Source organism: Mycobacterium lentiflavum (assembly GCF_022374895.2).
Classification (GTDB): domain Bacteria; phylum Actinomycetota; class Actinomycetes; order Mycobacteriales; family Mycobacteriaceae; genus Mycobacterium; species Mycobacterium lentiflavum.
This window is the reverse complement of the sequence record NZ_CP092423.2, coordinates 3450876-3476940: the sequence shown is the minus strand read 5'-3', so window position 1 is coordinate 3476940 and position 26065 is coordinate 3450876. Positions and strand designations below refer to the sequence as shown.

Below are 26065 nucleotides of genomic sequence, written 5' to 3'. Positions count from 1 at the left end.
GACCAGATGCCGCCGGAGCTACCCCCCGAGCTACCCCCGGAGCTACCCCCCGAGCTTCAAAGGGTGCACATGGTGGGTATCGGGGGAGCCGGCATGTCGGGCATCGCCCGCATCCTGCTGGACCGCGGCGCGCAGGTATCCGGGTCCGACGCCAAGGAATCTCGCGGTGTGCGCGCGCTGCAAGCCCGGGGCGCCCAGATCCGCATCGGGCACGATCCGTCGTCGCTGGATCTGCTGCCCGGCGGACCGACCGCGGTCATCACCACTCACGCCGCGATCCCGAAGACCAACCCCGAGCTGGTCGAGGCCCGGCGCCGCGGCATTCCGGTGGTGTTGCGGCCGACCGTGCTGGCCAGGCTGATGGACGGGCGGACCACGCTGATGGTCACCGGTACCCACGGCAAGACCACGACCACGTCGATGCTGATCGTGGCGCTGCAGCAGTGCGGGCGCGACCCGTCGTTCGCGGTGGGTGGGGATTTCGGCGAGGCCGGCACCAACGCCCACCACGGCAGCGGCGACTGTTTCGTCGCCGAGGCCGACGAAAGCGACGGCTCGCTGCTCGAATACACGCCCAACGTCGCGGTGGTCACCAACATCGAGACCGATCACCTGGACTTCTACGGCAGCGAAGACGCCTACGTCGCGGTGTTCGACGCGTTCGTCGAGCGGCTGGCCCCGGGCGGAGCGCTGGTGGTCTGCAGCGACGACCCGGGCGCCGCCGCGCTGGCGCAGCGCAGCAGCGAACTGGGAATCCGGGTGCTGCGCTACGGATCTGTCCCTGACCAGCAGGCCCCCGCAAGCGGGCAGTACCCCCAGGCCGGCACGCTGCTGTCCTGGGAGCAGCAGGGCACCGGAGCCGTCGCGCATATCCGGTTGGGTGACGAACCCGTGCGCGCGATGCGGCTTTCGGTACCCGGACGGCACATGGCGCTCAACGCGTTGGGTGCATTGCTGGCCGCGATCGAGGTCGGCGCCCCGCCCGACGAGGTGCTCGACGGGCTGGCCGGCTTCGAGGGGGTGCGTCGCCGGTTCGAACTGGTCGGAACGGTCGGCTCGGTGCGGGTGTTCGACGACTACGCCCACCATCCCACCGAGATCGCTGCCACGCTGGCGGCGGTCCGCACGGTCGTCGAGCAGGGCGGCGAGGGTCGCTCGCTGGTGGTGTTTCAGCCCCACTTATATTCGCGCACAAAGACTTTCGCTGCCGAGTTCGGCCACGCCCTGGACGCCGCCGACGAGGTGTTCGTGCTCGACGTGTACGGCGCGCGCGAAAAGCCGTTGGCCGGTGTCAGCGGGGCCAGCGTCGCCGAGCATGTCAGCGTGCCGGCGCGCTACCTGCCGGATTTCTCCGCGGTCGCCGAGCAGGTCGCCGCGGCCGCCGGTCCCGGGGACGTAATCGTGACGATGGGCGCCGGCGACGTGACGCTGCTGGGCGCCGAAATCGTGAACGCGCTGCGGGTGCGGGCCAATCGCAGCGCGCCCGGCCAGTCCGGGGTATTGCGATGACCGAGCCCAACGACGCCCCATCCACCGACCTGGCCGCCGACTCTGCTGAACTCACCCGGCCGGTCGACGAGAACGCGATCACCGAACCGATCCCCGTCGAAGAAGCCCAGCCGGGAACACAATCCGAGGACGAGCCCGTCGAATTCGAGGGACCGCGCCGGCGGGCCCGCCGCGAACGAGCCGAGCGCCGCGCCGCGCAGGAACGGGCCACCGCGATCGAGGAAGCGCGCCGCGAAGCCAAGCGCCGGGCCAGTGGGCGGATCGACGGGACCAACGCCCCCAAGAAACCTGCGCGCGGCGTCGTCCGGGGCCTCAAGATGCTCCTCGCGACCATGATGTTGGTCGTCGTCGGGGTCGGATTGGCGCTGATCCTCTACTTCACGCCGGTGATGTCGGCGCGCAATATCGTGGTCACCGGCACCGGCGCGGTAACCCGCGAAGAGGTCCTTGACGCGGCGCAGGTACGGGTCGGCACGCCGCTGCTGCAGATCAACACCAACCAGGTCGCCGACCGAGTGGCCGCGATCCGCCGGGTGGCCAGCGCCCGGGTGCAGCGCCAGTACCCGTCCGCGCTGCGGATCACGATCATCGAGCGAGTTCCCGTGGTGGTGAAGGACTTCCCCGACGGGCCGCACCTGTTCGATCGCGACGGTGTCGACTTCGCGACCGGTCCGCCACCCCCGGCGTTGCCGTATATCGACGTCGCCAGTCCCGGGCCGACCGACCCGACGACCAAGGCCGCGCTGCAGGTGCTACTGGCACTGCGCCCCGAGGTCGCGGGGCAAGTGGGCCGGATCGCGGCGCCGTCGCTGGCCTCGATCACCCTGACCCTCGGCGATGGGCGAGTGGTGATTTGGGGGACGACCGACCGCACGGATGAGAAGGCCGAAAAGCTCGCCGCCCTGCTCACACAGCCGGGCAAGACCTACGACGTGTCCAGCCCGGATCTGCCCACCGTCAAGTAGTTAAGCCGTGCTCGCGAGCAGCTCGATGCGGGAACTTGACCAAAATTTGCGCGCGGCGCGTCGGCGCGCCTGCGGGGTTAGTGCGCGTCGTACCCATACCGTTCTGGTTGCGCGGAACTACTTGACATAACTCTAACTCTATGGTTGAGGTTGAGAGTTTGCCCCGGAGGAACCGCGCATGTACCGGTAAGAACCGAATCCCCACCAGGGAGGAAGACGAGATGATGACCCCCCCGCATAACTACCTGGCCGTCATCAAGGTTGTGGGTATCGGTGGCGGCGGCGTCAACGCCGTCAACCGGATGATTGAACAGGGCCTCAAAGGCGTCGAGTTCATCGCGATCAACACCGACGCGCAGGCACTGTTGATGAGCGACGCCGACGTCAAGCTCGACGTGGGCCGCGATTCCACCCGCGGATTGGGCGCCGGCGCCGATCCCGAGGTCGGGCGAAAGGCCGCCGAGGACGCCAAGGACGAGATCGAGGAGCTGCTGCGCGGCGCGGACATGGTGTTCGTGACCGCCGGTGAGGGCGGCGGAACCGGTACCGGCGGGGCGCCCGTCGTCGCCAGCATCGCGCGCAAACTGGGCGCGCTGACCGTCGGCGTGGTCACCCGGCCGTTCTCGTTTGAGGGCAAACGACGTAGCAACCAGGCCGAAAACGGCATCAGCTCGCTGCGCGAGAGTTGCGACACCCTGATCGTGATCCCCAACGACCGCCTGCTGCAGATGGGCGACGCCGCCGTGTCGCTGATGGACGCGTTCCGCAGCGCCGACGAGGTGCTGCTCAACGGTGTCCAGGGCATCACGGACCTGATCACCACGCCCGGTCTGATCAACGTCGACTTCGCCGACGTCAAGGGCATCATGTCCGGCGCGGGAACCGCGTTGATGGGCATCGGCTCGGCCCGCGGTGAAGGCCGTTCGCTCAAGGCCGCCGAGATCGCCATCAACTCCCCGCTGCTGGAAGCCTCGATGGAGGGCGCCCAGGGCGTGCTGATGTCGATCGCCGGCGGTAGTGACCTGGGCCTGTTCGAGATCAACGAAGCGGCTTCGCTGGTGCAGGACGCCGCCCACCAGGACGCCAACATCATCTTCGGAACCGTGATCGACGACTCGCTGGGCGACGAGGTGCGCGTCACCGTCATCGCCGCGGGCTTCGATGCGCAGGGGCCCGGGCGCAAACCCGTGGTCGGCGCCGGTGCCGACAAGGGGGAGAAGGCCGGCGGTGCGCACCGGATCGAGTCGGCGAAGGCGGGCAAGCTCACCTCGACGCTGTTCGAGCCGGTCGACGCCGTCAGCGTCCCGGTCCACACCAACGGCGCGACGCTGAGTATCGGTGGCGATGACGACGACGTCGATGTGCCGCCCTTCATGCGCCGCTGACGCCGAGCAGCGGAAACCCGACGCTCCGGATACTGGTCTGGTGAGCGTTCGCGTCCGGCGAGTGACGACCACCCGCGCGGGCGGCGTCTCGAAGCCGCCCTTCGACACCTTCAACCTCGGCGACCATGTCGGCGACGACCCGGCGGCGGTGGCCGCCAACCGCGCCCGGCTGGCCCGCGCCATCGGCCTGGGTGCCGACCGGGTGGTGTGGATGAACCAGGTCCACGGCGACCGGGTCGAGGTCGTCGACGAGGCGCGGGATACCGCCTTCGACGACACCGATGCCTTGGTGACGCGCACCCCCCGGCTGGCCTTGGCGGTGGTGACCGCCGACTGTGTGCCGGTGTTGTTGGCCGATGCGCGCGCGGGGGTGGCCGCGGCGATCCACGCCGGGCGCGTCGGTGCGCAGCGGGGCGTCGTGCTGCGCACGGTGGAGGCGATGCGCAAGCTGGGCGCCCAGCCCCACGACATCTCGGCGCTGCTCGGTCCGGCGGTCTCCGGGCGCAACTACGAAGTGCCCGCGGCGATGGCCGACGAGGTCGAGGCGGCGCTGCCGGGCAGCCGCGCCACCACCGCGAATGGCCAGCCAGGTCTCGACCTTCGGGCCGGAATCGCCTGCCAGCTAAAGGATTTGGGCGTCACATCGATCGACATCGATCCGCGCTGCACGGTTGCCGACGCCGCCCTGTTCAGTCATCGCCGCGACGCCCCGACCGGGCGGCTGGCGTCGCTGGTCTGGATGGAGTGACCGCGATGGCGGTTGGAATGGCGGACGCGGCGTCGAGTCAGGGCAACCGCGAAACTGAATTGACTCACGCGTTGGCCGCCGTGCGTTCGCGACTAGCGGCGGCCGCGGAAGCGGCGGGACGCAATGTCGGCGAAATTGAACTTCTGCCAATTACCAAATTCTTTCCGGCAAGCGATGTCGCGATTTTGTCTCGATTGGGTTGTCGATCGGTAGGCGAATCCCGGGAACAAGAAGCGGCCGCAAAGGTGGCGGAACTCACTCGCTTGGCTACGGCTTCTGTAACTTCCGGGCGGTCGGAATCGCGAGAGTTGCACTGGCACATGGTTGGACGCATTCAGCGCAAGAAGGCGCGTTCGCTGGCCCGCTGGGCGCACACCGCCCATTCGGTCGACAGCTCGCAACTGGTAACGGCGCTGGAACGGGCGGTGACGGCAACGTTGGCTGACGGTGGCCGGCAGCACCCGTTGCGCGTCTACGTTCAGGTCAGTCTGGACGGCGACGTCTCGCGCGGGGGCGTCGACATCACGACGCCGCAGCGCCTCGACGAACTGTGTGCGCAGGTCGAGGAGTCGCGAGGCCTGGAATTGGTCGGGCTGATGGGCATTCCGCCGCTGGGCGCCGACCCTGAAGCGGCCTTTGAGCGGCTGCAATCCGAACACCGGCGGGTGCTGGAAGCGCACCCGCGTGCGGTCGGTTTGTCCGCCGGTATGTCCAACGATTTCGAAATTGCCGTAAAACACGGTTCGACGTGTGTGCGTGTCGGTACCGCGCTATTGGGCCCACGGCGGCTACCGTCACCGTGAGTAGTCACTGTAGTCACACCTTCATCACAGACAACAAAAATCCCGGGGCTAGAAGGGGTCGTACGCAATGAGCACACTGCACAAGGTCAAGGCCTATTTCGGTATGGCCCCAATGGACGACTACGAAGACGAGTACTACGACGACCGCGCGCCGTCGCGCGGATTCCCCCGTGCTCGCTTCGACGAGGATTACGGCCGTGGCTATGACCGGCCCGAATACGACGACCCACGTGGCGAGGCCGGCGACTATGCGCCTCCGGGCTACCGCGGTGGCTACGCCGACGAACCGCCGCCGTTCCGTGGCCGTGAGTTCGACCGCCCGGAGATGGGCCGCCCGCGGCTGGGGTCCTTCCTCCGCGGTGGCGGCACCCGCGGCGCCCTGGCCATGGACCCGCGCCGGATGGCGATGATGTTCGAGGACGGCCACCCGCTGTCAAAGATCACGACGCTGCGGCCCAAGGACTACAGCGAGGCCCGCACCATCGGCGAGCGGTTCCGCGACGGCACCCCGGTCATCATGGACCTGGTGTCGATGGATAACGCCGACGCCAAGCGGCTCGTCGATTTCGCGGCTGGGCTGGCCTTCGCCCTGCGTGGCTCGTTCGACAAGGTCGCGACCAAAGTGTTCCTGCTGTCGCCCGCCGACGTCGATGTCTCGCCCGAGGAGCGCCGCCGGATCGCCGAAACCGGCTTCTACGCTTACCAATAGCCAGATCTGCCCCGGCGGAGCGCCGGGTCAGGTGTCCATCACCCGCCTGCCGATGCGGCGCATCTGAGATGTCCGCTCAAGGGTGAGTCGGTACTCTTGCGATGTCCGCGCTATCGCGCGGCGGTTGACGTCTCATCGGTAAGGTCGGGCTCTCGTTGGTGCTGTTCTTTCAGATCCTTGGGTTTGCGCTATTCATCTTTTGGCTGCTGCTTATCGCTCGGGTCGTCGTCGAGTTCATTCGCTCGTTCAGCCGTGACTGGCATCCCACCGGCATCACCGTGGTGGTCCTGGAGATCATCATGTCGATCACGGATCCGCCGGTGAAGCTGCTGCGCCGGCTGATCCCTCAGCTCACGATCGGAGCGGTCCGCTTCGACCTATCCATCATGGTGCTTCTGCTGGTCGCGTTCATCGGCATGCAGCTCGCATTCGGCGCTGCGGCGTGAGCCGCGTTATGTATCGGCGGCTCTAAGCGACGGTTTGGCCACGGATCGGCCTCGGTTTGATGCGCGCGATTTGCAAATTCTAAGGATTGGGATTTTATGACTCTTAGTGTTTGAAATTGGTTCTTATTTATTGGGCGAATCGGCAACCGCCGGGTCTGGTGTGACAGGATGGGCGGCAGTTGCACAACCGCTGCCACTCCGTTCTACACTTTCGAGAACGTTTGACAGGAACTTGAGGGGACGAAACAATGCCGCTTACACCAGCCGACGTCCACAATGTGGCGTTCAGTAAGCCGCCTATTGGCAAGCGCGGTTACAACGAGGACGAGGTCGACGCGTTCCTCGACCTGGTGGAAAACGAGCTGACGCGGCTCATCGAAGAGAACTCCGATCTGCGCCAGCGAGTCGAGGAGCTGGACCGGGAATTGGCCGCCGGAGGCGGCGCCGCTGCTGCCGCCCCTGCCGCTGCGCCCGCCCCTGTTGCCCCTGTCTTCGAGCCCGAGCCGGAGCCCGAACCGGTCAGGGCGGCGCCCGCGCCGGCGGCCGTAGCCGGGACCACCGAGGAGCAGGCCCTCAAGGCGGCACGCGTGCTGAGCCTGGCCCAAGACACCGCGGACCGGCTGACCAGCACCGCGCAGGCCGAGTCGGACAAGCTGCTGTCCGACGCGCGCGCCAACGCCGACCATATCCTGACCGAGGCCCGGCAGACCGCCGAAGCCACCGTCACCGAAGCCCGTCAGCGCGCCGACGCGATGCTGGCCGACGCGCAAACCCGTTCCGAGACGCAGTTGCGCCAGGCCCAGGAGAAGGCCGATGCCCTGCAGGCCGACGCCGAACGCAAGCACTCCGAGATCATGGGCACCATCAACCAGCAGCGCACCGTGCTGGAAGGCCGTCTCGAGCAGCTCCGCACCTTCGAACGCGAATACCGCACCCGCCTCAAGACCTACCTCGAGTCGCAGCTGGAGGAACTCGGCCAGCGCGGATCGGCGGCTCCCGTCGACTCCAGTGCCGATGCCGGTGGGTTCGACCAATTCAATCGGGGTAATAACTAGGCGGGAATAGTGCCGGACGACCTGTCCGGCACACTTATGTGCACTGGACCTGGCTGTCCCGCCCTTCCGCTGGAGGATGACCGATGCTGATCATTGCGCTGGTACTGGCCCTGATCGGGCTTGTTGCGCTGGTGTTCGCAGTCGTGACCAGCAACGAACTGGTCGCCTGGGTGTGCATCGGCGCCAGCGTCCTGGGTGTCGTGCTGCTGATTGTCGACGCACTGCGGGAACGGCAGCGCCGTGACGCGAGTGACGAAGCCCACGAAGAGCAGCCGGCGGCGGACGAGGCCGTCGACTACCCGGAGGAAGTTCCGGACGAAGCCGCCGAGCAGCCGGCCGACGAGACGGTCGCGGCCGACACCCGCGGCGAGGACCCGGCCAAATAGCCTCAGCGCGTCGGCGTAGTCAGCAGCTGGCGCACCTCATGATCGCTGACCTGATGAAAGTCGCCGTAGACCTGTCCTACGGCTTCGAATCCCGGTGGCATCGTTGTGCATACGACGTTGTCGGCCACCCGCGCGAGTTCGCGGCAAACCGACCGCGGCCCGACCGGGACGGCGACGACGATGGACTGCGGCCCGGCGGCCCGAATAGCCCGGACGGCCGCCAGCATGCTTGCGCCCGTGGCGATGCCGTCGTCGACCAGGATCACGGTCTTGCCGTGCGGGTCCGCGATCGGGCGGTCGCCCCGATACGCGTGCTCGCGTCGCGCCAATTCGGCCGTCTCGCTGTCGATGACCTCTCGCACCTGCTCGTCGGTGATGTGCAGGCTGGAGACCACGTTGTCGTTCATCACCACGCCGCCGCCGCTGGCCAGGGCGCCCATCGCGAGCTCCGACCAGCGCGGCACCCCCAGCTTGCGAACCAGGAACACATCCAGCTCAGCGGGTAGCGCCGAGGCGATCTCCCAGGCGACCGGAAGGCCGCCGCGCGCCAGGCCGAGCACCAGCACGTTGTCCTTGCCGCGGTAGGCGGTTAGCTGCTGAGCCAGCGCGCGTCCGGCTTCGTGGCGGTCCTTGAAGGACCGCGAGGATCGCGTCGCGGTGCGCCGCAGGGAGCCATTTCGTGGGTTCATGGGTCGTATTCAGCCTACTCCGCAGCCGCGATTCTCCCGAGAAATCGGGCCGAATAGATTGAATAGTGTTGTGCGGCAGGTGAATTGGATCCCAGGACGGAGTCGGCAGGCGCCGTGCGTCGGTGTCGTCTTGCTGCCTTTGAAAGAGAACCGCCGTGCGCGCACACGGGTGAAATCTCTTGCGCCACTGTGGTTTCTGTAGCAGTTCTAGCACCAGCTGACCGGCTGGAGCGAAGTTGGCTCAGGACTGGCGCAACCAAAACAAAAACCCCGGCCGATAGCCCGGGAATCTGTTACCCATGACCCGACTCATCTGTCACCGATGACTCGACTCATCACATGTGTGTGATCGCGGCTTCGCCGCTCAACACACTCCATCGGCTCGGACATGAACGCAGGCGTTCATGCCGCTCGCCTCAGGGTCGGGTGTCCGAGGGGGTGTGTGAGTTCACGACATAGGTGACAGATGAGTCGCGTCATGGGTTACACCTGTGTCGATACCTGATGAGTCGCGTCATAGGTGACAGTCATGGTGGATGTCCAAAGCGCGTGTGGTCGTCCTTGAAGTCGTTAGTGGTCATCTGTCGGTGAGCGCGGCAGCCCGGGTCTATGGCATGTCGCGGCAACATATTTATCGGCTGGTCGGTCGCTACCAGCGGGGCGGTTTGGAAGCGGTGGATCCGCGGTCTCGACGCCCGGCCAGCAACCCTCGCGCCGTGTCTGATGAAGTGATCGCGGCGATCGTGTTACTGCGAGAAAAGCTCACCATCGAAGGCCTCGACGCCGGCCCGCTGACTCTGCAGTGGCATCTGACGCAACAGGGCTTTGCATCGCCGTCGACCTCGACCATCCGACGCATCCTGCATCACCATGGCCTGATCGTCCCGGCGCCGCGTAAACGCCCCAAAAGCTCCTATCACCGCTTTGCCGCTGAGCAGCCCAACGAATGCTGGCAATCGGATTTCACCCATTGGAGCCTGGCCGATGGCAGTGGTGTGGAAATCCTCAACTGGCTCGATGATCACTCCCGATTTCTGCTGGCGACCACCGCTTATCGGCGCGTGGGTGGCTCCGACGTCGTGGCCAGCTTCACCACCACCGCCACACACTATGGTCTGCCGGCCTCCACCTTGACCGACAACGGATCGGTTTACACCTCACGATTCACCCACGGCTACAACGACTTCGAACGCCTCCTGGCCAGCCTGGGCATCACCCAGAAAAACGGTCACCCCGGACATCCCCAAACCCAAGGCAAAATCGAACGCTTCCACCAAACCCTCAAACGCTGGCTAGCCCCTCGACCCCGGCCAGCCACCGTAGCCGCCATGCAAACCCTGCTCGACGACTTCACCGTCATCTACAACACCCAACGCACGCACCGCGCCTTACCCGCGGCCACCACTCCCGCCCAGGCCTACACCGCTCGCCCCAAAGCCAGCCCACCGCACAGTCCCACCGGACACTTCCGCATCCGCCACGACACCGTCGACCAATTCGGCAAACTCACCCTGCGCCACGGCAGCCACCTGCACCACCTGGGCATCGGCCGCACCCACGCCGGCATCGCCGTGCTCATCTTGGTGACCACCAACACCGTCACGGTCATCAGCAAAAGCCAGCACCGAGTCCTCAGCAGCCACCACATCGACCCCGCCGCAAACTACTGGCGCAACCAAAACAAAAACCCCGGCCGATGGCCGGGGAATCTGTAACCCATGACCCGACTCATCTGTCACCGATGACTCGACTCATCACAGGGTGTCCGAGGGGGGACTTGAACCCCCACGCCCATTAGTAGGGCACTAGCACCTCAAGCTAGCGCGTCTGCCATTCCGCCACTCGGACCAGGCCAACGAGAGTTGGCAGCTAAGGCTAGCGGATCGGCCCGCGCGGACCCAAGTTAGCTCGCCGACGGCGGTCTGAATCGACGGCGCGCTAGCGGTGGCGGTGGCGTACGCGACAGGGCCGCGGCGTTTCCAGGCCGCATCGTGGGCCGACTGGCCTCCGCTGCCTGAGCCGGGCAACCCGGGCAGTGGTAGGAAAGGTGGTTGTGACAGTTGAGAACGGAGTTCCCAACCATCCGAGCGACGATGTGGTCGAAGTTGTCAGCAGGCTGATCCGGTTCGACACCACCAACACCGGTGACCCCGAGACCACCCACGGCGAGGCCGAATGCGCCCACTGGGTTGCCGAGCAGCTCGCCGAGGTCGGCTACCAGCCCGAATACCTCGAATCCGGCGCCCCTGGGCGGGGCAATGTGTTCGTCCGCCTCAAGGGCGCCGACAGCTCGCGGGGAGCGCTGCTGATCCATGGGCATCTCGACGTCGTGCCGGCCGAACCCGCCGATTGGAGCGTTCATCCGTTTTCCGGCGCGGTCGAGGGCGGCTATGTCTGGGGCCGCGGCGCGGTCGACATGAAAGACATGGTCGGCATGATGATCGTCGTCGCGCGCCAGTTGAAGCAGGCCGGCATCGTGCCGCCACGCGATTTGCTGTTCGCGTTCGTGGCCGACGAGGAGCACGGCGGCAAGTACGGGTCACACTGGCTGGTCGACAACCGCCCGGAGCTGTTCGAGGGTGTCACCGAGGCGATCGGCGAGGTGGGCGGGTTCTCGCTGACCGTGCCGCGTCGTGACGGCGGCGAACGCCGGCTGTATCTGATCGAGACGGCCGAGAAGGGCATCCAGTGGATGAAGCTGACCGCCCGGGGCCAGGCGGGGCACGGTTCGATGGCCAACGACCGCAACGCGGTAACGCTGCTCGCTGAGGCCGTTGCCCGGATCGGCCGGCACCAGTTTCCGCTGGTAATGACCGACACTGTCGCCGAGTTTCTGGCCGCCATCAGTGACGAGACCGGCCTGACCTTCGACACCGACTCCGGCGATCTGGAGGGCGTGATCGAAAAACTTGGCCCGATGGCCCGCATGCTGAAGGCGATCGTGCGTGACACCGCCAACCCGACGATGCTCAAGGCGGGGTACAAGGCCAACGTGATCCCCGGCAGTGCCGAGGCGGTGATCGACTGCCGCGTACTGCCCGGCCGGCAGGCCGCGTTCGAGGCCGAGATCGACGAGTTGCTCGGCCCGGATGTGACCCGGGAGTGGATCCGGGACTTGCCGTCGTACGAGACCAATTTCGACGGCGATCTGGTCGACGCGATGAACGCCGCGGTGCTTGCGGTCGATCCGGACGGCCGCACCGTGCCCTACATGTTGTCCGGCGGTACCGACGCAAAAGCTTTCGCGCGCATAGGTATTCGGTGCTTCGGCTTCGCGCCGCTGAAGTTGCCGCCGGAATTGGATTTCGCTTCGCTGTTCCACGGCGTCGATGAGCGGGTACCCGTGGACGCGCTGAGGTTCGGCACCAACGTGCTGGCCCGCTTCCTGACCCACTGTTAGAGAAAACCGAAACGAGAGGATCGCCAATGAGCGTGCCGTCCGACCCGTATGACGCGCTGCCCAAGCTGCCGTCGTTCACCTTGACCTCGAACTCGATCACCGACGGTCAGCCGCTGGCCATGCCGCAGGTCAGCGGCATCATGGGCGCCGGGGGAGAAGACGTGAGCCCGCAGCTGAGCTGGTCGGGATTCCCCGCGGAGACGCGCAGCTTCGCGGTTACCGTCTATGACCCCGATGCCCCGACGCTGTCCGGGTTCTGGCACTGGGCCGTGGCCAACCTGCCGGCCGACGTCACCGAGCTGCCCGAGGACGCGGGCGACGGCCGCGAACTGCCCGGCGGCGCGCAGCAGCTGGTCAACGACGCCGGCATGCGGCGCTATATCGGCGCCGCGCCGCCGCCCGGACACGGTCCGCATCGCTACTACGTCGCGGTGCACGCCGTCGACGTCGACAAGATCGACCTCACCGAGGACGCGAGCCCGGCGTTCCTCGGCTTCAACCTGTTCCAGCACGCGATCGCGCGGGCCTACATCTACGGCACCTACGAACAGTAGGTGAAACCTCGCGCGATCGTGCTCGTCCTACCGGGCGGGCGGGTGCGCAGCGACGAGGCGTCGCGGTGGTGGCAGCTGGCCAACGTCCGGATGATGTTGGTCGCTGCCGCCCTGCGGTGGCGGCTGGGCCGCGGCGTCGAGGTGCGACGCGTCCAGTACCGCCTTCGTGGCTGGAACAGCCCGCGATACGACGCGGTGGTCGACGCCACCGCGGTGCTTGACTCCGTTCGTCGTCGGTTCGATGCGAAAAACATTGTGCTGGTCGGCCATTCGATGGGCGGTCGAGTCGCGACTCGGCTTGCTGCCGGTGGGCAGGTCGGTGCGGTGGTAGCGCTGGCACCGTATTGGCCCCGCGATGACGGCGATCTGATTCCGCCGTCGACCCGGCTGCTGGTGGTGCACGGCACCGCCGACGCCCGCACCGACCCCGAAGCCTCGCGCATCCAGACGCTACGAGCCCGCGAACGTGGGCTGGACGCTCAATGGGTGGGCATCGCGGGTGCGGGCCATTCGATGCTGCGACCGTACTTTGAATGGCACCGTCGCACAGTCGATTTCGTAAGCGATTACCTTCAGTAAGTGTTCAACATAGGGCACATTTGCTTGAGCCAGTTGGCAATTGAGCTGCGATTGACGTCGAGAGTGGGATCGCTGGGCTGGGCGCCGACCGTGGTGACGAAATGCTCGATCGCGGCTTTAACCGCGTCGGGAGGGCTGTAGTTCTCCAGCGTGTCGGCAGCTTTGCGGGCGGTTTCCGGCTTCGACGCGAGCATGAGGTTGTCCTTGGCGCCGCCGAGGTCGTAACACGTGGAGGTGTCGGGCGGCTCGCCGTTGGCCGTGCCGGCGAAGCAGCCCGCGATAACCACTGCCATGGCAGTCGTTGCGACGATCGTCAATCGGTTGAATCGCACCGGCGGCCTCCTCGGGAGGGTCGATTGTGGTGCGGTCAACATACAGCTGTAACCAGGGTGCTCGGCTGGCAGTCTGCCAGCGCTGGATTTCGGCCCTGATCGAAACCCCAGAGAAGGCACGCGGACCCAAATCACTTGATTCACTTTGGTTTCAGTGGTTTCAGTGGTTTCAAGGCGGACCTTCTTGTCGTAGGGCAGGAATATCATTCGAACATGAGTTCGAGTAGTCGCGAGGAGATCCAAGCGGACTTCGACGCACTGCGCAGCGCGGTGTCGCGCGTTGTGGGGCACACGTTCGACGTGTTGACCACTCCGGAGCGGCTGGCACTGCTGGAGCGACTCGAACACGAGACTCGGCGCTTGCGGGTCCCGGGGCAGGAATTGATCAACCAGCTCGGCGAACAGTCCGACTCCGGTGAGCTGGGTGGAACCCTGACCGCGGCGCTGGCCGACCGGCTGCGGATCACGCGAAGTGAGGCCGGCCGGCGTATTGCTGAGGCGGCCGATCTGGGCCCGCGGCGTGCAATCAGCGGCGAGCCGCTGCCGCCGCAATTGACCGCGACGGCAAAAGCCCAGCGCGACGGCAAGATCGGCCCATCCCATGTCGCGGTGATCCGCCAGTTCTTCGAACGCTTGCCGCAGTGGGTGGACATCGATACCCGGGAATGCGCCGAGAAGGATCTGGCCGAACACGCCACCCACTATCGGCCCGACCAGGTGGCCAAGCTCGCCGACCGGCTGGCCGCCTGCCTGAATCCCGACGGGAGCTACACCGACGCCGACCGCGTCCGCCGGCGCGGAGTGACCCTGGGCAAGCAGGATATCGACGGCATGTCGCGGTTGTCCGGCTGGCTGACCCCCGAAACGCGCGCCACGGTCGAGGCCGTACTGGCCAAAACCGCTTCGCCCGGCATGTGCAATCCCGAGGACAACCTGCCCGTCGTGGACGGCACACCGGCCGCCGATGTCGCGCGCCGTGATATCCGCACTGCCGCCCAGCGCAACCATGACGGCCTCAATGCCGCGCTACGGGCGCTGTTGGCGAGCGGGAAGCTGGGTCAGCACAACGGATTACCCGCGACCATCATCGTCACGACCAGCCTCAAAGACCTGGACGCCGCGGACGGCAGCGGGCTGACGGGCGGTGGCACGGTGCTTCCGATGTCCGACGTGATCCGGCTGGCCCGCCACGCCCACCACTACCTGGCGGTCTTCGACGACGCCAAGCCGGTCGCGCTGTACCACACCAAACGGCTGGCCTCGGTCGGTCAGCGAATCGTCTTGTACGCCAAGGATCGTGGCTGTACCCGTCCGGGCTGCGACGTACCCGGGTACTGGTGCGAGGTGCACCACGTCGAAGACTGGGCGACCACGCATTGCACCGACATCGACCGGCTCGCCCTGGCCTGCGGCCCCGATCACAAGCTCAACGAGCAGGGTTGGGCAACCCGAAAACGTGCCAACGGCGACACGGAGTGGATCCCTCCGCCGCATCTCGATCGAGATCAGCCCCGGGTCAACACGTTTCATCACCCGGAGCGGCTCCTAGCCGCCGAGGCAGACGGAGCGGGCGGCGCGGCCTAGGGCGGACGGGCCTAGCCGGGCAGCGGGTCCGGCTTGGCCGCCGACCCGACCGCATCGCTCAGTGAGGCGAAACCGCCGTCGTGCAGCCGCCTCGCGATGCCGTCGTGAATGTGCTTGGGCCACAAGCCGCCTCCGTAGACGAAGCCGGTATAGCCCTGCAGCAGTGAGGCGCCCGCGATGATGCGCTCCCACGCGTCGTCGGCGGTCTCGATGCCGCCGACGCTGATCAGCACCAGGCGATTGCCGACCCGGCGGTAGAGCCGGCGCAGCACCTCGACGGCGCGGTGGGCCACCGGCGGCCCGGAGATGCCGCCGGGCCCCAGCTCGTCGACTCCCGGGGTGCGCAGACCCTCTCGCGACACCGTGGTGTTGGTCGCGACGATGCCGGCCAGTCCCAGCTCGACGGCGAGGTCCGCGATGTCGTCGACGTCGGAATCGCTGACATCCGGGGCGATCTTGACCAACACCGGGACCGACGTCTCGGCGAGGACCGCGGCCAGGATGGGTCGCAACGATTCGACCGCCTGCAGATCGCGTAACCCCGGCGTGTTTGGCGAGCTGACGTTGACCACCAGATACGACGCCAGCGGGCCGACCAGCCGCGCGCTGGCCCGGTAGTCTTCAACGGCCTCGGCGGCCGGTGTGACCTTCGTCTTGCCGATGTTCACCCCGATCGGCACGTCCGGCCGATGGCGGGCCAGCCGGGTGGCCAGCTCGCCGGCGCCGTGATTGTTGAACCCCATCCGGTTCAGCAACGCCCGATCCTCTGGCAGCCGGAACAGGCGTGGTGCCGGGTTGCCGGGCTGTGGTTGCGCGGTGACGGTGCCGACCTCGGCATACCCGAAACCCAAGGCGCCCCAAGTGCGCAGCCCCATGCCGTCCTTGTCGAAGCCGGCGGCCAGCCCCAGCGGCGCGGGGAAGCGCACGCCGAACACCGTGCTGGCCAGCACCGGATCGCTCGGCCCCAGGAGCCGGTGCAGCAGCCGGCGCGGCGCCCCGACGGCGGTCGCGACGCGCAGCGCGGCGAAGACCAGCGTGTGAATCCGCTCGGGCGGGATCAAGAAGAACAGGCGGCGCAGCAGCCCGTACAGACCGTTATCCACCGTCACAGTTCCGGCTGATCGGGCCGTCGATCAGTGATACGAGTTTTCTTGCGGCGCAACAACACTCGTCTGCTGCCGTCGTTGTACAGCCGCACCCGGGTGAGCTCCCAGCCACGGTATTCGGCCTCGATGGACAGCCGGATCGAGGCGCTGAGCCTGGTCACCTCCGGGGGCAGGCGCAGCGGCACCCATTCGTAGTCGTCGGACATGTCCGAAACCCAGCCCGCCGGGAGGCGACTCCACCGCGGCGCCGTCAACGCGTTCCCGCCGCGCGTTCGATGACCTGGACCCCCGCACCGGACCCCGACGCCACGTACAAGGTGTCCGATGCCTCGTCAAAGGCCAACGAGTTGGGTTGCTGCACAGTTGGGTAACGCACCTTTTCGACGGGAATTCCGGTTGATAAATCGTAACCAATAACCATATTCGATGCGGTTTGTGACACCCAGGCCAAATCCCGAGAGCCGGCCAGTCCGTACGGGGCCTGCCGCACCGGGTAGGCCTGCCGCAGGATCAGCGGGTCGACGCCGTACACCAGCAGTTCGTCGCCGCGGGTGTCGGCCACCAGGACCCGACCCACGGGATCGGCGGCCATCGTGGTCGCGCCCGCGCCGGCCCGCAGCGACTGTGCGACACGGCCGTCGGCGCCGATCGTCGTCACCGAGGTCTGTCCACGATCCAGCACCACCGTCGTATTTCCCTGTGTCACAAGCCCGTCAACGCGGGCGAAAATCTTCGTCCGGTTCTGCACCGTCGCCGCGCCCGCGCTTGGCGGGGCGACGGTGTACACGGCGCCATCGGCGCTGCCCAGCATCAGCTTGCCGTCGGCCCGGCGCGCGATCGCGGTGAAGTCCACGCCGGCTGAATCGGCGACGTCGACCCGCGTGGTGTGGCCGCCGGCCAGATCCAGCGCCACGTAGCCGCCGCGGGCGGCGAGGTAGGCCGTGCCGTGGCCGTCGCTGGTCAGCGCGGTCGCCGGGCCCGGCAGCCCGATCACCCGCGGCGCGAGGGGCCCGGGGCCGAACACCGCGACACTGGCGGGCGCTCCCGGATCGGCGCCGGGGGTCAGCACCGCCAGCTGGTGGCTGCCGTCGTCGAAGACCGTCGCCGCGGCGTGATCGGGCAGTGGCCGCAACGTGCCGGCCGGGTGCTGCGAGACCGGCGGTGACTCGGCGGGATGTGCGGATTCGATGGTCGGCGGGGCGCTGTCGAGCGGATTCGATGAACAACCACCGACTAATGCCAGCAAAGTGACCAGTCCAACAAAAGATCGTTGAGCTGTTCGTTTCTTAGCCTTACGACGTGATAGCAACAACCAACCTTGAATCGGCGGACACGGAATACAAATTCTAAGGAACGCTTGCGCATCCAATAGGGCCATGTTGCCGACATGCGCCCGTACTGGGGAGGTATGGTCGGATTATGACCGTCATCGCTGACCGGCATACCGCGCACAAAGAGTTTGCTGTCGAGGACATTTCGACAGGCATCTTTGCGAGCGGATACGGACAAGTTGGTGACGGACGCAGTTTTTCGTTTCACATCGAGCATCGCTCGCTCGTCGTCGAAATTTACCGTCCGTGCCTCGCCGGGCCCGTTCCGCAGGCCGAGGACGTGGTCGCTACGGCGGTGCGCGGTCTGGTCGACATCGACCTCACCGACGAGCGCAGTCTAACCGCGGCGGTGCGCGACTCGGTTGCCGCAGCGGTCCCCGTCGCTCGTTAGTCACTTCCGAGCGCGGCGATTCGCACCGGGTACGGTCGTCGTCGTGACACAAACGGTGGCCGCGACGTGACGGTGATCCTGTTGCGCCACGGCCGGTCGACCTCGAACACCGCGGGCATCCTGGCCGGCCGTTCCGAGGGCGTCGACCTCGACGACAAGGGCCGCGAGCAGGCTGTGGGCCTGATCGACCGGATCGGCGACCTGCCCATCCGCGCGGTGATCACCTCGCCGCTGCTGCGTTGCCGGAACACGGTCGCGCCGCTGGCCGAGGCGCTGTGCCTGGCGCCGTTCGTCGAAGACCGGCTCGCCGAGGTGGACTACGGCGAGTGGACCGGCCGCAAGATCGGCGAGCTCGGCAAGGAGCCGCTGTGGCGGGTCGTCCAGGCGCACCCCAGCGCGGCGGTGTTTCCCGGTGGCGAGGGGTTAGCCCAAGTGCAGACGCGTGCGGTGGCCGCGGTGCGCGAACACGACCGGCGGCTGAGCGAGGAGCACGGCGGTGATGTGCTCTGGGTGGCTTGCACTCACGGTGATGTCATCAAGTCGTTGATCGCCGATGCGTACGGCATGCACCTGGACGGCTTCCAGCGCGTCACCGCCGACCCGGCATCGGTGAGCGTCATCCGGTACACCCCGCTGCGGCCGTTCGTGCTGCATGTCAACCACACCGGTCGGCGGCTCGCCGCGGCGCTGCGGGCCGGCCCGCCACCCAAGACGGGCGACGAGAGCGACAAATCAGAAGAGCCGCAACAACAACCGGCCGAAGCGGAGCCGTCGAGCGACGCGGTCGTCGGGGGATCCACTGACTAAGTCGGTTGCGGCAACCGAATCGAATCGCCTTGCGACGGCAACAGCCGGTATTTTGGAGGTGCCATGGCTCGCGCAATCCATGTATTCCGCACTCCCGACCGCTTCGTGGCCGGGACCGTCGGTCAGCCCGGAAATCGGACCTTCTACATCCAAGCGGTGGGCGATTCCCGGGTGGTGTCGGTGGTCCTGGAGAAGCAACAGGTGGCGGTGCTCGCCGAACGCATCGGCGCGCTATTGCTCGAGGTGAACCGCCGGTTCGGGACGCCGGTCCCGCCGGAGCCGTCCGAGGTCGACGATCTCAACCCGCTCATCACGCCCGTCGACGCGGAGTTCCGGGTCGGGACCATGGGCCTGGGCTGGGACTCGGAGGCCCAGACCGTCGTGGTCGAACTGTTGGCCGTCACCGACGCCGAGTTCGACGCCTCGGTGGTGCTTGATGACACCGACGAAGGCCCGGACGCGGTCCGCGTGTTCTTGACCCCGGAGTCGGCGCGGCAGTTCGCCACCCGATCCAATCGCGTGATCTCGGCGGGACGCCCGCCATGCCCCCTGTGCGAGGAACCGCTGGACCCCGAGGGCCACATCTGCCCGCGCGCCAACGGTTACAAGCGCAGCGCGCTACTCGGGTCCACCGATGACCCCCCGGAATAACACGAATGACGATCGCGAGGTGTTGCGGGACGGCGAGCTGACGGTTCTCGGACGGATCCGCTCGGCCAGTAACGCCACCTTCCTGTGCGAGGCCACGCTGGGCGAGTCCAGCGTGCACTGCGTCTACAAGCCGATCTCCGGCGAACAGCCGCTGTGGGACTTCCCGGACGGGACGCTGGCCGGCCGCGAGCTTGCCGCGTACCAGGTATCGGCACAGCTGGGCTGGAACCTGGTGCCCTACACCATCATTCGTCACGGTCCGGCGGGACCGGGCATGCTGCAGCTGTGGGTGAAGCAGCCCGGCGACGAGGTGGACAGCGATCCGCGGCCGGGGCCGGATCTGGTGGACCTGTTTCCCGCCGGCCGGCAGCAGCCGGGTTATCTGCCGGTGCTGCGCGCCCAGGACTACCGCGGCGACGAGGTCATCCTGATGCACGCCGACGACATTCGCCTGTGGCGGATGGCGGTGTTCGACGTGCTGGTCAACAACGCCGACCGCAAGGGCGGGCACGTTCTGCGCGATCTCGAGGGCCACATCTACGGCGTCGACCACGGCGTGTGCCTGCACGTCGAGAACAAGCTGCGCACAGTGTTGTGGGGCTGGGCCGGCAAGCCGATCGACGATCAGACGTGCGAGGCCATCGCCGGCCTGTGTGACGCGCTGGACGATGAATTCCGCGATGCGCTGGCGGGCCAGATCACCCGAAGCGAGGTCGCGGCGCTGGGCATGCGGGCGCACGCGCTGCTGGACAACCCGGTGATGCCCGTCCCCAATCGGCATCGCCCGATTCCCTGGCCCGCCTTTTAGGGTCCGGCATCGCCGTCGGCGATACTGAAACGGTGAGCCCGGCCTCCCAGGACCAATCGGCGGAGATGACTGACGCCGAATTGGCCGCCGATCTCGCCGCCGACGCCGGGGAGCTGCTGCTCAAAGTCCGCGAGGAGATCGGCTTCGGTCATCCGTGGATGCTCGGCGACGCGGGTGACAGCCTGGCCAACGAGCTGATCCTGCGCCGGCTGCGGGCCGAGCGCCCCGACGATGCCGTGCTCAGCGAGGAAGCCTACGACGATCTGAAGCGGCTCGAGCACGACCGGGTGTGGATCATCGACCCGGTCGACGGCACCCGCGAGTTCTCCACGCCGGGACGTGACGACTGGGCGGTGCACATCGCGCTGTGGCAGCGTCCGGTCGATGGTCGACCCGAAATCACCGATGCGGCAGTCTCTTTGCCGGCGCGGGACAACATCGTGTACCGCAGCGACACGGTGAACGACAGCCAGGCACGGGCCGGGATTCCGCATACGCTGCGCATCGCCGTCAGCGCCACCCGGCCACCGGCCGTGCTGCACCGCATCCGGCAATCGCTGGCGATCCAGCCGGTGGGGATCGGTTCGGCAGGCGCCAAGGCGATGGCCATCATCGACGGCGACGTCGACGCCTATCTGCACGCCGGCGGCCAATGGGAGTGGGACTCGGCGGCGCCGGCCGGGGTGGTGATGGCGGCCGGTATGCACGCCTCGCGGCTGGACGGCTCGCCGATGCGCTACAACCAGGAAGACCCGTACCTGCCCGACTTCGTCATGTGTCGTGCGGAGGTGGCGCCGATCCTGCTCGGCGCCATCCGCGACGCGTGGCGCTGACCCCCGGGCCTGGCCCGATTGCCCGCCTTCTCAACGGCCCGCTGCGCGGGCCGCATCGTCACCGGGCCTGGCCCGATTGCCCGCCTTCTCAACGGCCCGCTGCGCGGGCCGCACCGTCACCGGGCCTAAAGTCGACAGCATGCAGTCGTGGTCTCCCGCACAGGTTCCGGAGCTGCCCGGACGCGGCCCGGAGCTTCGGCTTTACGACACCTCCGATCGCCAGGTCCGCCCGGTGGCGGCCGGGTCTGGTCCTGGTTCAGTCGCCACCATGTACGTCTGCGGGATCACTCCGTACGACGCCACGCATTTGGGCCACGCGGCCACCTATCTCGCGTTCGACCTGATTCACCGGCTGTGGCTGGATCTGGGGCACGACGTGCACTACGTGCAGAACGTCACCGACGTCGATGACCCGCTGTTCGAGCGGGCCGCGCGCGACGGCATCGACTGGCGTGAGCTCGGCGATCGCGAGGTGGCGCTGTTCCGCGAGGACATGGCCGCGCTGCGGGTGTTGCCGCCGCGCGAGTATGTCGGCGCGACCGAAGCCATTCCCGAAGTGGTGGAGCTGGTCGAAAAGATGCTGGCGTCGGGGGCGGCGTACGTCATCGACCCAGACGTAGGCGAATATCCAGACGTCTACTACCGCGCGGATGCCACGCCGCAGTTCGGCTACGAGTCGGGCTATGACCGCGACACCATGCTGCGGCTGTTCGCCGAGCGCGGTGGCGACCCCGACCGCACCGGCAAGACCGACCAACTCGACGCGCTGCTGTGGCGGGCCGAGCGGCCCGGGGAGCCCAGCTGGCCTTCACCGTTCGGTCCCGGGCGGCCCGGCTGGCACGTCGAGTGTGCGGCGATCGCACTTAGCCGCATCGGCAGCGGCCTAGACATTCAGGGCGGCGGCCGCGACCTGATCTTCCCGCATCACGAATTCACCGCCGCACACGCCGAATGTGTAAGGGGCGAAAGGCGATTCGCCCGGCATTATGTGCATGCCGGGATGATCGGCTGGGACGGGCACAAGATGTCGAAGAGCCGCGGCAACCTGGTGCTGGTGTCGGTGCTGCGTGCGCAAGGCGCCCCGCCGGCCGCTATTCGGCTTGGTCTGCTGGCCGGTCACTACCGCGCTGACCGGTCGTGGAGCCAGCAACTGCTCGACGAGTCGGCCGCGCGGCTGCAGCGCTGGCGCACCGCGACGACGCTGCCCGCCGGCCCGGATGCCGCCGACGTCATCGCGCGGGTGCGCAAGTACCTGGCCGACGACCTCGACACTCCCAAAGCGATTGCGGCACTTGATGGTTGGACCACCGACGCACTCGAGTACGGCGGACACGACGAGGGTGCGCCGAAGTTGGTGGCCACCGCAATCGATGCGCTGCTCGGGGTGGAACTGTGATCGCTGTGAAAGGTAGTTGACGGCCATGACTTCGGTGCAGGGCAAAGTCGTTCTCATCACCGGGGGTGCCCGGGGAATCGGCGCCGAGGTCGCCCGCCGGCTGCGCCACCAGGGCGCCAAGCTCGTCCTGACCGATCTCGACAGAGCCGCGCTGGACACCCTGGCCGCCGAACTCGGTGGCGACGAACACGTGCTGACCGCCGTCGCCGACGTGCGTGACCTGCCCGCCATGCAGGCCGTCGTCGACCACGCGGTGCAACGCTTCGGCGGCCTCGACGTTGCCGTGGCCAATGCCGGCATCGCCAGCTACGGCTCGGTGTTGCAGGTCGACCCGGAGGCATTCAAGCGGGTGCTGGACGTCAACCTGCTCGGTGTCTTTCACACCGCGCGCGCCGCACTGCCCGCGCTGATCGACCGCCGCGGTTACCTCCTGATCGTGTCGTCGCTCGCGGCGTTCGCTGCGGCCCCGGGAATGGCTTCCTACGACATGTCGAAGGCCGGCAACGAGCACTTGGCCAATGCGCTGCGACTCGAGGTCGCTCATCGCGGCGTCGGAATCGGGGTGGCGCACATGTCGTGGATCGACACGGCGCTGGTGCGCGACACCAAGGCCGACCTGCCTGCGTTCACCACGTTGCTCAAGAAACTGCCGTGGCCGTTGAGCAAGACCACCGACGTGGACAGCTGCGCGACCGCCTTCGTCAAGGGCATCGAGGGCCGCAAGGACCGGGTCTACTGCCCGGGCTGGGTGGTCGCGTTCCGCTGGCTCAAGCCGGTGCTGTCCACCCGCGTCGGCGAACTCCCGATTCGCCGAACCGCCGCGGAACTGCTGCCCCAGATGGACGCCGAGGTTGCCGCGCTTGGCCGTTCCACCAGCGCCTACAACCAGGAGCTGGGCCAGGCCTAGCGCCCGCTCACCAGTGCGTGGGGGAAGCCGCGACCCGCTTGCGCACCGCGAACCAGCCCACCACCAGCGCCGGACCGATCACCAGCAACGAGCCCACGGTAAACATGCCGACCGGTTTGTCGAAGGCCATCAGCACCACGACGCAGACCAGGAACACCAAGGTGAGGTAGCCGCTGTACGGGGTGAACGGCATCCGGAATCGTGGGCGCTCCAGGATCCCGGCCTGGGTCTTCTTGTAGAACTGGAGCTGGCACAACACGATCATGGCCCAGGACGCCACGATGCCCAGCGAGGCGCTGTGCAGCACGATCTCGAAGGCTTTACCGGGATTGAAGGCGTTGAGCGCGACGCCGAAAAGACAGATGACGGCGGTCATCGCGATTCCGCCGAAGGGCACGCCACGTTTGGTCATCCGTTTCGCGAACTGGGGGCCGCTGCCGCTCATCGCGAGGGAGTGCATGACGCGGCCGGTCGAATACAGTCCCGCGTTCAGACTGGACAGCGCCGCGGTGAGGACCACGATGTTCATCAAATCGCCGGCACCGTGGAAGCCGATGCTGGAGAAGAACGTGACGAATGGGCTTTCGCCGGCCTTGAATGCGGTGTAGGGCAACATCACCCCCAGCAGGGCAACCGAACCGACGTAGAACACCGCGACTCGCGCGATCACCGAGTTGATCGCCCGCGGCATGATCTTCTCGGGCTCGGCGGTCTCGCCGGCCGCGATCCCCACCAATTCGACTGCGGCATAAGCGAATACCACCCCTGAGGTCGTCACTAGCAGTGCTATCGCACCGGCCGGGAACAGGCCGCCATGGTCGGACCAGATGCCGGGCCCGGTGTCGTGCCCCTGGATTTGAAATCGCCCGGCCAGGAACACGAGTGCGATGATCAGAAAGGCGACGAGCGCGAACACCTTGATCAACGCCGCCCAAAACTCGAGCTCACCGAACCACTCGACGGAGATCAGGTTCATCGACAACACCACCACCAGGGCTGCCAGGGCGAGAACCCATTGGGGGACAACCGCGATCGCCGTCCAGTGGCGCAGGTAGGTGGCGATCGCGGTGGTGTCGACGATCGACGTCATCGCCCAGTTCAGGAAGTACATCCAACCCACCACGTAGGCGGCCTTCTCGCCGAAGAACTCGCGCGCGTAGGACACGAACGAGCCCGACGACGGGCGGTGCAGCACCAGCTCGCCCAGTGCGCGCAGTATCAGGAAGACGAAGACGCCGCACACGCCGTACACGATGAACAGCCCGGGCCCGGCGTTGGCCAGACGCCCGCCGGCGCCCAGGAACAGGCCGGTTCCGATCGCGCCGCCGATCGCGATCATCTGCAACTGGCGAGGTTTCAGTCCCTTGTGATAGCCGGCTTCCTCGTTGAGAATCGCCGGCGGGACATCGGGTTGAGGCGTGTCAGGCAGGGCGGTCATCGAGGTCCAATCGTCGTCGTTCGCCCAACCTGCGCGGTGGTCTCGAATCGCCAAGACCGGGGCTGTCAATCCGGTTGGTTTGCCAGCGATCTTGTCGCAGTCGGCCCGGGAGGGCAACAGGACAAGCCCGTCAATTACTTACCGAATCCCGGGCGGCGGCGGCGCAGGTAGCGCTCGAACTCGGCGGCCAGGGCGTCGCCGTCGATCTTGCCCAGGGCTTCGTTCACATCGACCTCGGCATCGCCGCGTTGCTCCAGCGACAGCACGTATTCGGCCAAGTCCTCGTCCTCGGTGGCCATCTCGGTGACCGCCAGCTCCCACTCCTCGGCCTGGGCGGGCAGATCGGCCAGTGGAACCTCGATATCCAGCACGTCTTCGACGCGGCGCAGTAGCGCCACCGTCGCCTTCGGGTTGGGCGGGTGCGACACGTAGTGCGGCACCGCGGCCCAGAACGTCACCGCCGGGATCCCGGCGGCCACGCAGGCGTCCTGAAACACCCCGGCGATCCCGGTCGGCCCTTCGTAGCGGGTCTCCTGCAGGCCGAAACGTTCCGCCGACTCGGGCGAGTAGGCCGCGCCCGATACCGGGACCGGCCGCGTGTGCGGGGTGTCGGCCAGCAGCGCGCCGAGGATCACCACCGTGTCGACGTTGAGCTTGTCGGCGATTGCCACCAGCTCGGCGCAGAACGTGCGCCAGCGCATGTTGGGCTCCACGCCGTGCATCAACACGATGTCACGGTCGCTGCCGGGCGGCCGGCAGTGCGTGATCCGCATCGCCGGCCACACCAGTTCGCGGGTCACCCCGTCGACCTGACGGATGACCGGGCGGTTCACCTGGTAGTCGTAATACGCCTCGTCGTCGATCTCGACGATCGGGTGGGCTTCCCAGATCGCGTCGAGGTGCTCCAGCGCATCGCTGGCCGCGTCGCCGGCGTCGTTCCAGCCCTCGAACGCCGCGACAACAATCGTGTTGCGGAGGTCGGGCAGCGCTGAGGCTTCCGGGCCACGATCGGGCGGAGTCACAGAATCAGCCTAAGGCCTGCGCGCCCGGCGACGACTCCCAGCCGCGCGGTCAGCCAGCGCAGCTGGGCATTCGCATAGGCCGACTATCGTTGTGGCGTGGCTGCTACCAGCGAACACGACTTCGTCACCGGCCCCCTCGACGCGGTCGACACGAAATACGCTTGGCAGCAAACTGGTTAACATTGGTAATTACTACTGTGCCGACACGATCCGCGATCACCGAGTGGATCG

The 26065-nt window shown here is 67.1% G+C and carries 27 protein-coding genes, 1 tRNA gene and 1 pseudogene; 21 read left to right on the top strand and 8 right to left on the bottom strand.

What is annotated here, in order from left to right:
- The first annotated feature begins 6 nt into the window (after nt 1–6).
- The 9 genes from murC to MJO58_RS16200 all read left to right on the top strand — a co-directional run bounded on the left by murC (nt 7) and on the right by MJO58_RS16200 (nt 8006).
- On the top strand, nt 7–1509 hold the full coding sequence (gene murC, locus MJO58_RS16240; protein WP_239723315.1) for a UDP-N-acetylmuramate--L-alanine ligase: 1503 nt from the start codon (nt 7–9) through the stop codon (nt 1507–1509).
- Nucleotides 1506–2474 carry a cell division protein FtsQ/DivIB gene (locus MJO58_RS16235; protein WP_239720048.1) on the top strand — a complete coding sequence of 323 codons (969 nt, stop codon included), beginning with the start codon at nt 1506–1508 and terminating at the stop codon, nt 2472–2474. Before murC ends, MJO58_RS16235 begins: the two co-directional genes overlap by 4 nt.
- Before the next feature lie 224 nt (nt 2475–2698).
- Nucleotides 2699–3859 carry a cell division protein FtsZ gene (ftsZ, locus tag MJO58_RS16230; RefSeq protein ID WP_090609181.1) on the top strand — a complete coding sequence of 387 codons (1161 nt, stop codon included), beginning with the start codon at nt 2699–2701 and terminating at the stop codon, nt 3857–3859.
- 40 nt (nt 3860–3899) lie between these two features.
- Complete coding sequence (gene pgeF, locus MJO58_RS16225; protein ID WP_217493132.1) at nt 3900–4607, top strand: peptidoglycan editing factor PgeF; 708 nt, start codon at nt 3900–3902, stop codon at nt 4605–4607.
- Nucleotides 4608–4624: 17 nt separating this feature from the next.
- Nucleotides 4625–5410: a YggS family pyridoxal phosphate-dependent enzyme gene (locus MJO58_RS16220; protein ID WP_090609184.1), complete on the top strand. Its 786-nt coding sequence runs from the start codon at nt 4625–4627 to the stop codon at nt 5408–5410.
- Between the two features lie 67 nt (nt 5411–5477).
- Nucleotides 5478–6119 carry a cell division protein SepF gene (locus tag MJO58_RS16215; protein WP_090603292.1) on the top strand — a complete coding sequence of 214 codons (642 nt, stop codon included), beginning with the start codon at nt 5478–5480 and terminating at the stop codon, nt 6117–6119.
- 155 nt (nt 6120–6274) lie between these two features.
- Entirely contained in the window at nt 6275–6565 is a 291-nt protein-coding gene (locus tag MJO58_RS16210; RefSeq protein ID WP_003878110.1) for a YggT family protein, read from the top strand.
- Nucleotides 6566–6813: 248 nt separating this feature from the next.
- On the top strand, nt 6814–7620 hold the full coding sequence (wag31, locus tag MJO58_RS16205; RefSeq protein ID WP_090603290.1) for a DivIVA-like cell division protein Wag31: 807 nt from the start codon (nt 6814–6816) through the stop codon (nt 7618–7620).
- Nucleotides 7621–7703: 83 nt separating this feature from the next.
- Nucleotides 7704–8006, top strand: a complete 303-nt coding sequence (locus MJO58_RS16200) for a hypothetical protein (RefSeq protein ID WP_090603287.1) — start codon at nt 7704–7706, stop codon at nt 8004–8006.
- A gap of 2 nt (nt 8007–8008) precedes the next feature.
- Here the strand turns inward: MJO58_RS16200 and MJO58_RS16195 are convergent.
- Nucleotides 8009–8704 (bottom strand): annotated as a pseudogene (locus tag MJO58_RS16195) (phosphoribosyltransferase); the annotation flags it as partial.
- Nucleotides 8705–9231: 527 nt separating this feature from the next.
- On the opposite strand from MJO58_RS16195, the gene MJO58_RS16190 reads away from it, so the two are divergent.
- Nucleotides 9232–10410 (top strand): IS481 family transposase, encoded by a 1179-nt coding sequence (locus tag MJO58_RS16190; RefSeq protein WP_090600974.1) that lies wholly within the window; start codon nt 9232–9234, stop codon nt 10408–10410.
- 47 nt (nt 10411–10457) lie between these two features.
- On the opposite strand, the gene MJO58_RS16185 is transcribed toward MJO58_RS16190, so the two are convergent.
- A tRNA-Leu gene (locus tag MJO58_RS16185) sits at nt 10458–10543 on the bottom strand.
- A 205-nt stretch (nt 10544–10748) separates the two neighbouring features.
- Here MJO58_RS16185 and MJO58_RS16180 point away from each other — a divergent pair.
- The 3 genes from MJO58_RS16180 to MJO58_RS16170 are packed head-to-tail and all read left to right on the top strand — an operon-like array spanning nt 10749 to nt 13228.
- On the top strand, nt 10749–12095 hold the full coding sequence (locus MJO58_RS16180; protein ID WP_239720047.1) for a M20/M25/M40 family metallo-hydrolase: 1347 nt from the start codon (nt 10749–10751) through the stop codon (nt 12093–12095).
- 26 nt (nt 12096–12121) lie between these two features.
- Nucleotides 12122–12649: a YbhB/YbcL family Raf kinase inhibitor-like protein gene (locus MJO58_RS16175; protein ID WP_090603282.1), complete on the top strand. Its 528-nt coding sequence runs from the start codon at nt 12122–12124 to the stop codon at nt 12647–12649.
- Nucleotides 12650–13228: a dienelactone hydrolase family protein gene (locus MJO58_RS16170; RefSeq protein ID WP_239720046.1), complete on the top strand. Its 579-nt coding sequence runs from the start codon at nt 12650–12652 to the stop codon at nt 13226–13228.
- On the opposite strand, the gene MJO58_RS16165 is transcribed toward MJO58_RS16170, so the two are convergent.
- Nucleotides 13222–13545, bottom strand: coding sequence for a hypothetical protein (locus MJO58_RS16165; RefSeq protein ID WP_239720045.1), 324 nt, complete (start codon nt 13543–13545; stop codon nt 13222–13224). The genes MJO58_RS16170 and MJO58_RS16165 overlap by 7 nt on opposite strands.
- A 228-nt stretch (nt 13546–13773) precedes the next feature.
- Here MJO58_RS16165 and MJO58_RS16160 point away from each other — a divergent pair, with 228 nt between their 5' ends.
- The gene (locus tag MJO58_RS16160) at nt 13774–15144 is read left to right on the top strand and encodes an HNH endonuclease signature motif containing protein (protein WP_239720044.1); all 1371 of its coding nucleotides are present in this window, start codon (nt 13774–13776) and stop codon (nt 15142–15144) included.
- An 11-nt stretch (nt 15145–15155) separates the two neighbouring features.
- Here MJO58_RS16160 and MJO58_RS16155 read toward each other — a convergent pair whose 3' ends face one another.
- Genes MJO58_RS16155 through MJO58_RS16145 form a run of 3 tightly spaced genes read right to left on the bottom strand, consistent with a single transcriptional unit; the run spans nt 15156 to nt 17559 of the window.
- Nucleotides 15156–16235 (bottom strand): quinone-dependent dihydroorotate dehydrogenase, encoded by a 1080-nt coding sequence (locus MJO58_RS16155; RefSeq protein WP_239723314.1) that lies wholly within the window; start codon nt 16233–16235, stop codon nt 15156–15158.
- A 14-nt stretch (nt 16236–16249) separates the two neighbouring features.
- Nucleotides 16250–16504, bottom strand: a complete 255-nt coding sequence (locus MJO58_RS16150; protein WP_090603272.1) for a DUF5703 family protein — start codon at nt 16502–16504, stop codon at nt 16250–16252.
- The gene (locus MJO58_RS16145; protein WP_239720043.1) at nt 16501–17559 is read right to left on the bottom strand and encodes a hypothetical protein; all 1059 of its coding nucleotides are present in this window, start codon (nt 17557–17559) and stop codon (nt 16501–16503) included. The genes MJO58_RS16150 and MJO58_RS16145 overlap by 4 nt, the downstream gene beginning before the upstream one ends.
- A 110-nt stretch (nt 17560–17669) precedes the next feature.
- Between MJO58_RS16145 and MJO58_RS16140 the strand changes: the two genes are divergently transcribed.
- The 7 genes from MJO58_RS16140 to MJO58_RS16110 all read left to right on the top strand — a co-directional run bounded on the left by MJO58_RS16140 (nt 17670) and on the right by MJO58_RS16110 (nt 23374).
- Entirely contained in the window at nt 17670–17972 is a 303-nt protein-coding gene (locus MJO58_RS16140; protein ID WP_090603269.1) for a hypothetical protein, read from the top strand.
- Nucleotides 17973–18038: 66 nt separating this feature from the next.
- On the top strand, nt 18039–18779 hold the full coding sequence (locus MJO58_RS16135) for a histidine phosphatase family protein (protein WP_090603266.1): 741 nt from the start codon (nt 18039–18041) through the stop codon (nt 18777–18779).
- A 63-nt stretch (nt 18780–18842) separates the two neighbouring features.
- Nucleotides 18843–19430 (top strand): DUF3090 domain-containing protein, encoded by a 588-nt coding sequence (locus MJO58_RS16130; RefSeq protein WP_090603263.1) that lies wholly within the window; start codon nt 18843–18845, stop codon nt 19428–19430.
- Nucleotides 19414–20238, top strand: coding sequence for an SCO1664 family protein (locus MJO58_RS16125; RefSeq protein ID WP_350355895.1), 825 nt, complete (start codon nt 19414–19416; stop codon nt 20236–20238). The genes MJO58_RS16130 and MJO58_RS16125 overlap by 17 nt, the downstream gene beginning before the upstream one ends.
- Before the next feature lie 65 nt (nt 20239–20303).
- Nucleotides 20304–21071 (top strand): 3'(2'),5'-bisphosphate nucleotidase CysQ, encoded by a 768-nt coding sequence (locus tag MJO58_RS16120; RefSeq protein ID WP_090609166.1) that lies wholly within the window; start codon nt 20304–20306, stop codon nt 21069–21071.
- A gap of 139 nt (nt 21072–21210) precedes the next feature.
- Nucleotides 21211–22467 (top strand): cysteine--1-D-myo-inosityl 2-amino-2-deoxy-alpha-D-glucopyranoside ligase, encoded by a 1257-nt coding sequence (gene mshC / locus MJO58_RS16115; RefSeq protein WP_090603257.1) that lies wholly within the window; start codon nt 21211–21213, stop codon nt 22465–22467.
- Between the two features lie 25 nt (nt 22468–22492).
- Nucleotides 22493–23374: an SDR family oxidoreductase gene (locus MJO58_RS16110; RefSeq protein ID WP_239720042.1), complete on the top strand. Its 882-nt coding sequence runs from the start codon at nt 22493–22495 to the stop codon at nt 23372–23374.
- Nucleotides 23375–23381: 7 nt separating this feature from the next.
- Here the strand turns inward: MJO58_RS16110 and MJO58_RS16105 are convergent, their stop codons facing one another.
- Nucleotides 23382–24812: an amino acid permease gene (locus tag MJO58_RS16105; protein ID WP_090609163.1), complete on the bottom strand. Its 1431-nt coding sequence runs from the start codon at nt 24810–24812 to the stop codon at nt 23382–23384.
- Nucleotides 24813–24946: 134 nt separating this feature from the next.
- Nucleotides 24947–25834 (bottom strand): PAC2 family protein, encoded by an 888-nt coding sequence (locus tag MJO58_RS16100; protein WP_175364446.1) that lies wholly within the window; start codon nt 25832–25834, stop codon nt 24947–24949.
- Nucleotides 25835–26065: the final 231 nt, after the last annotated feature.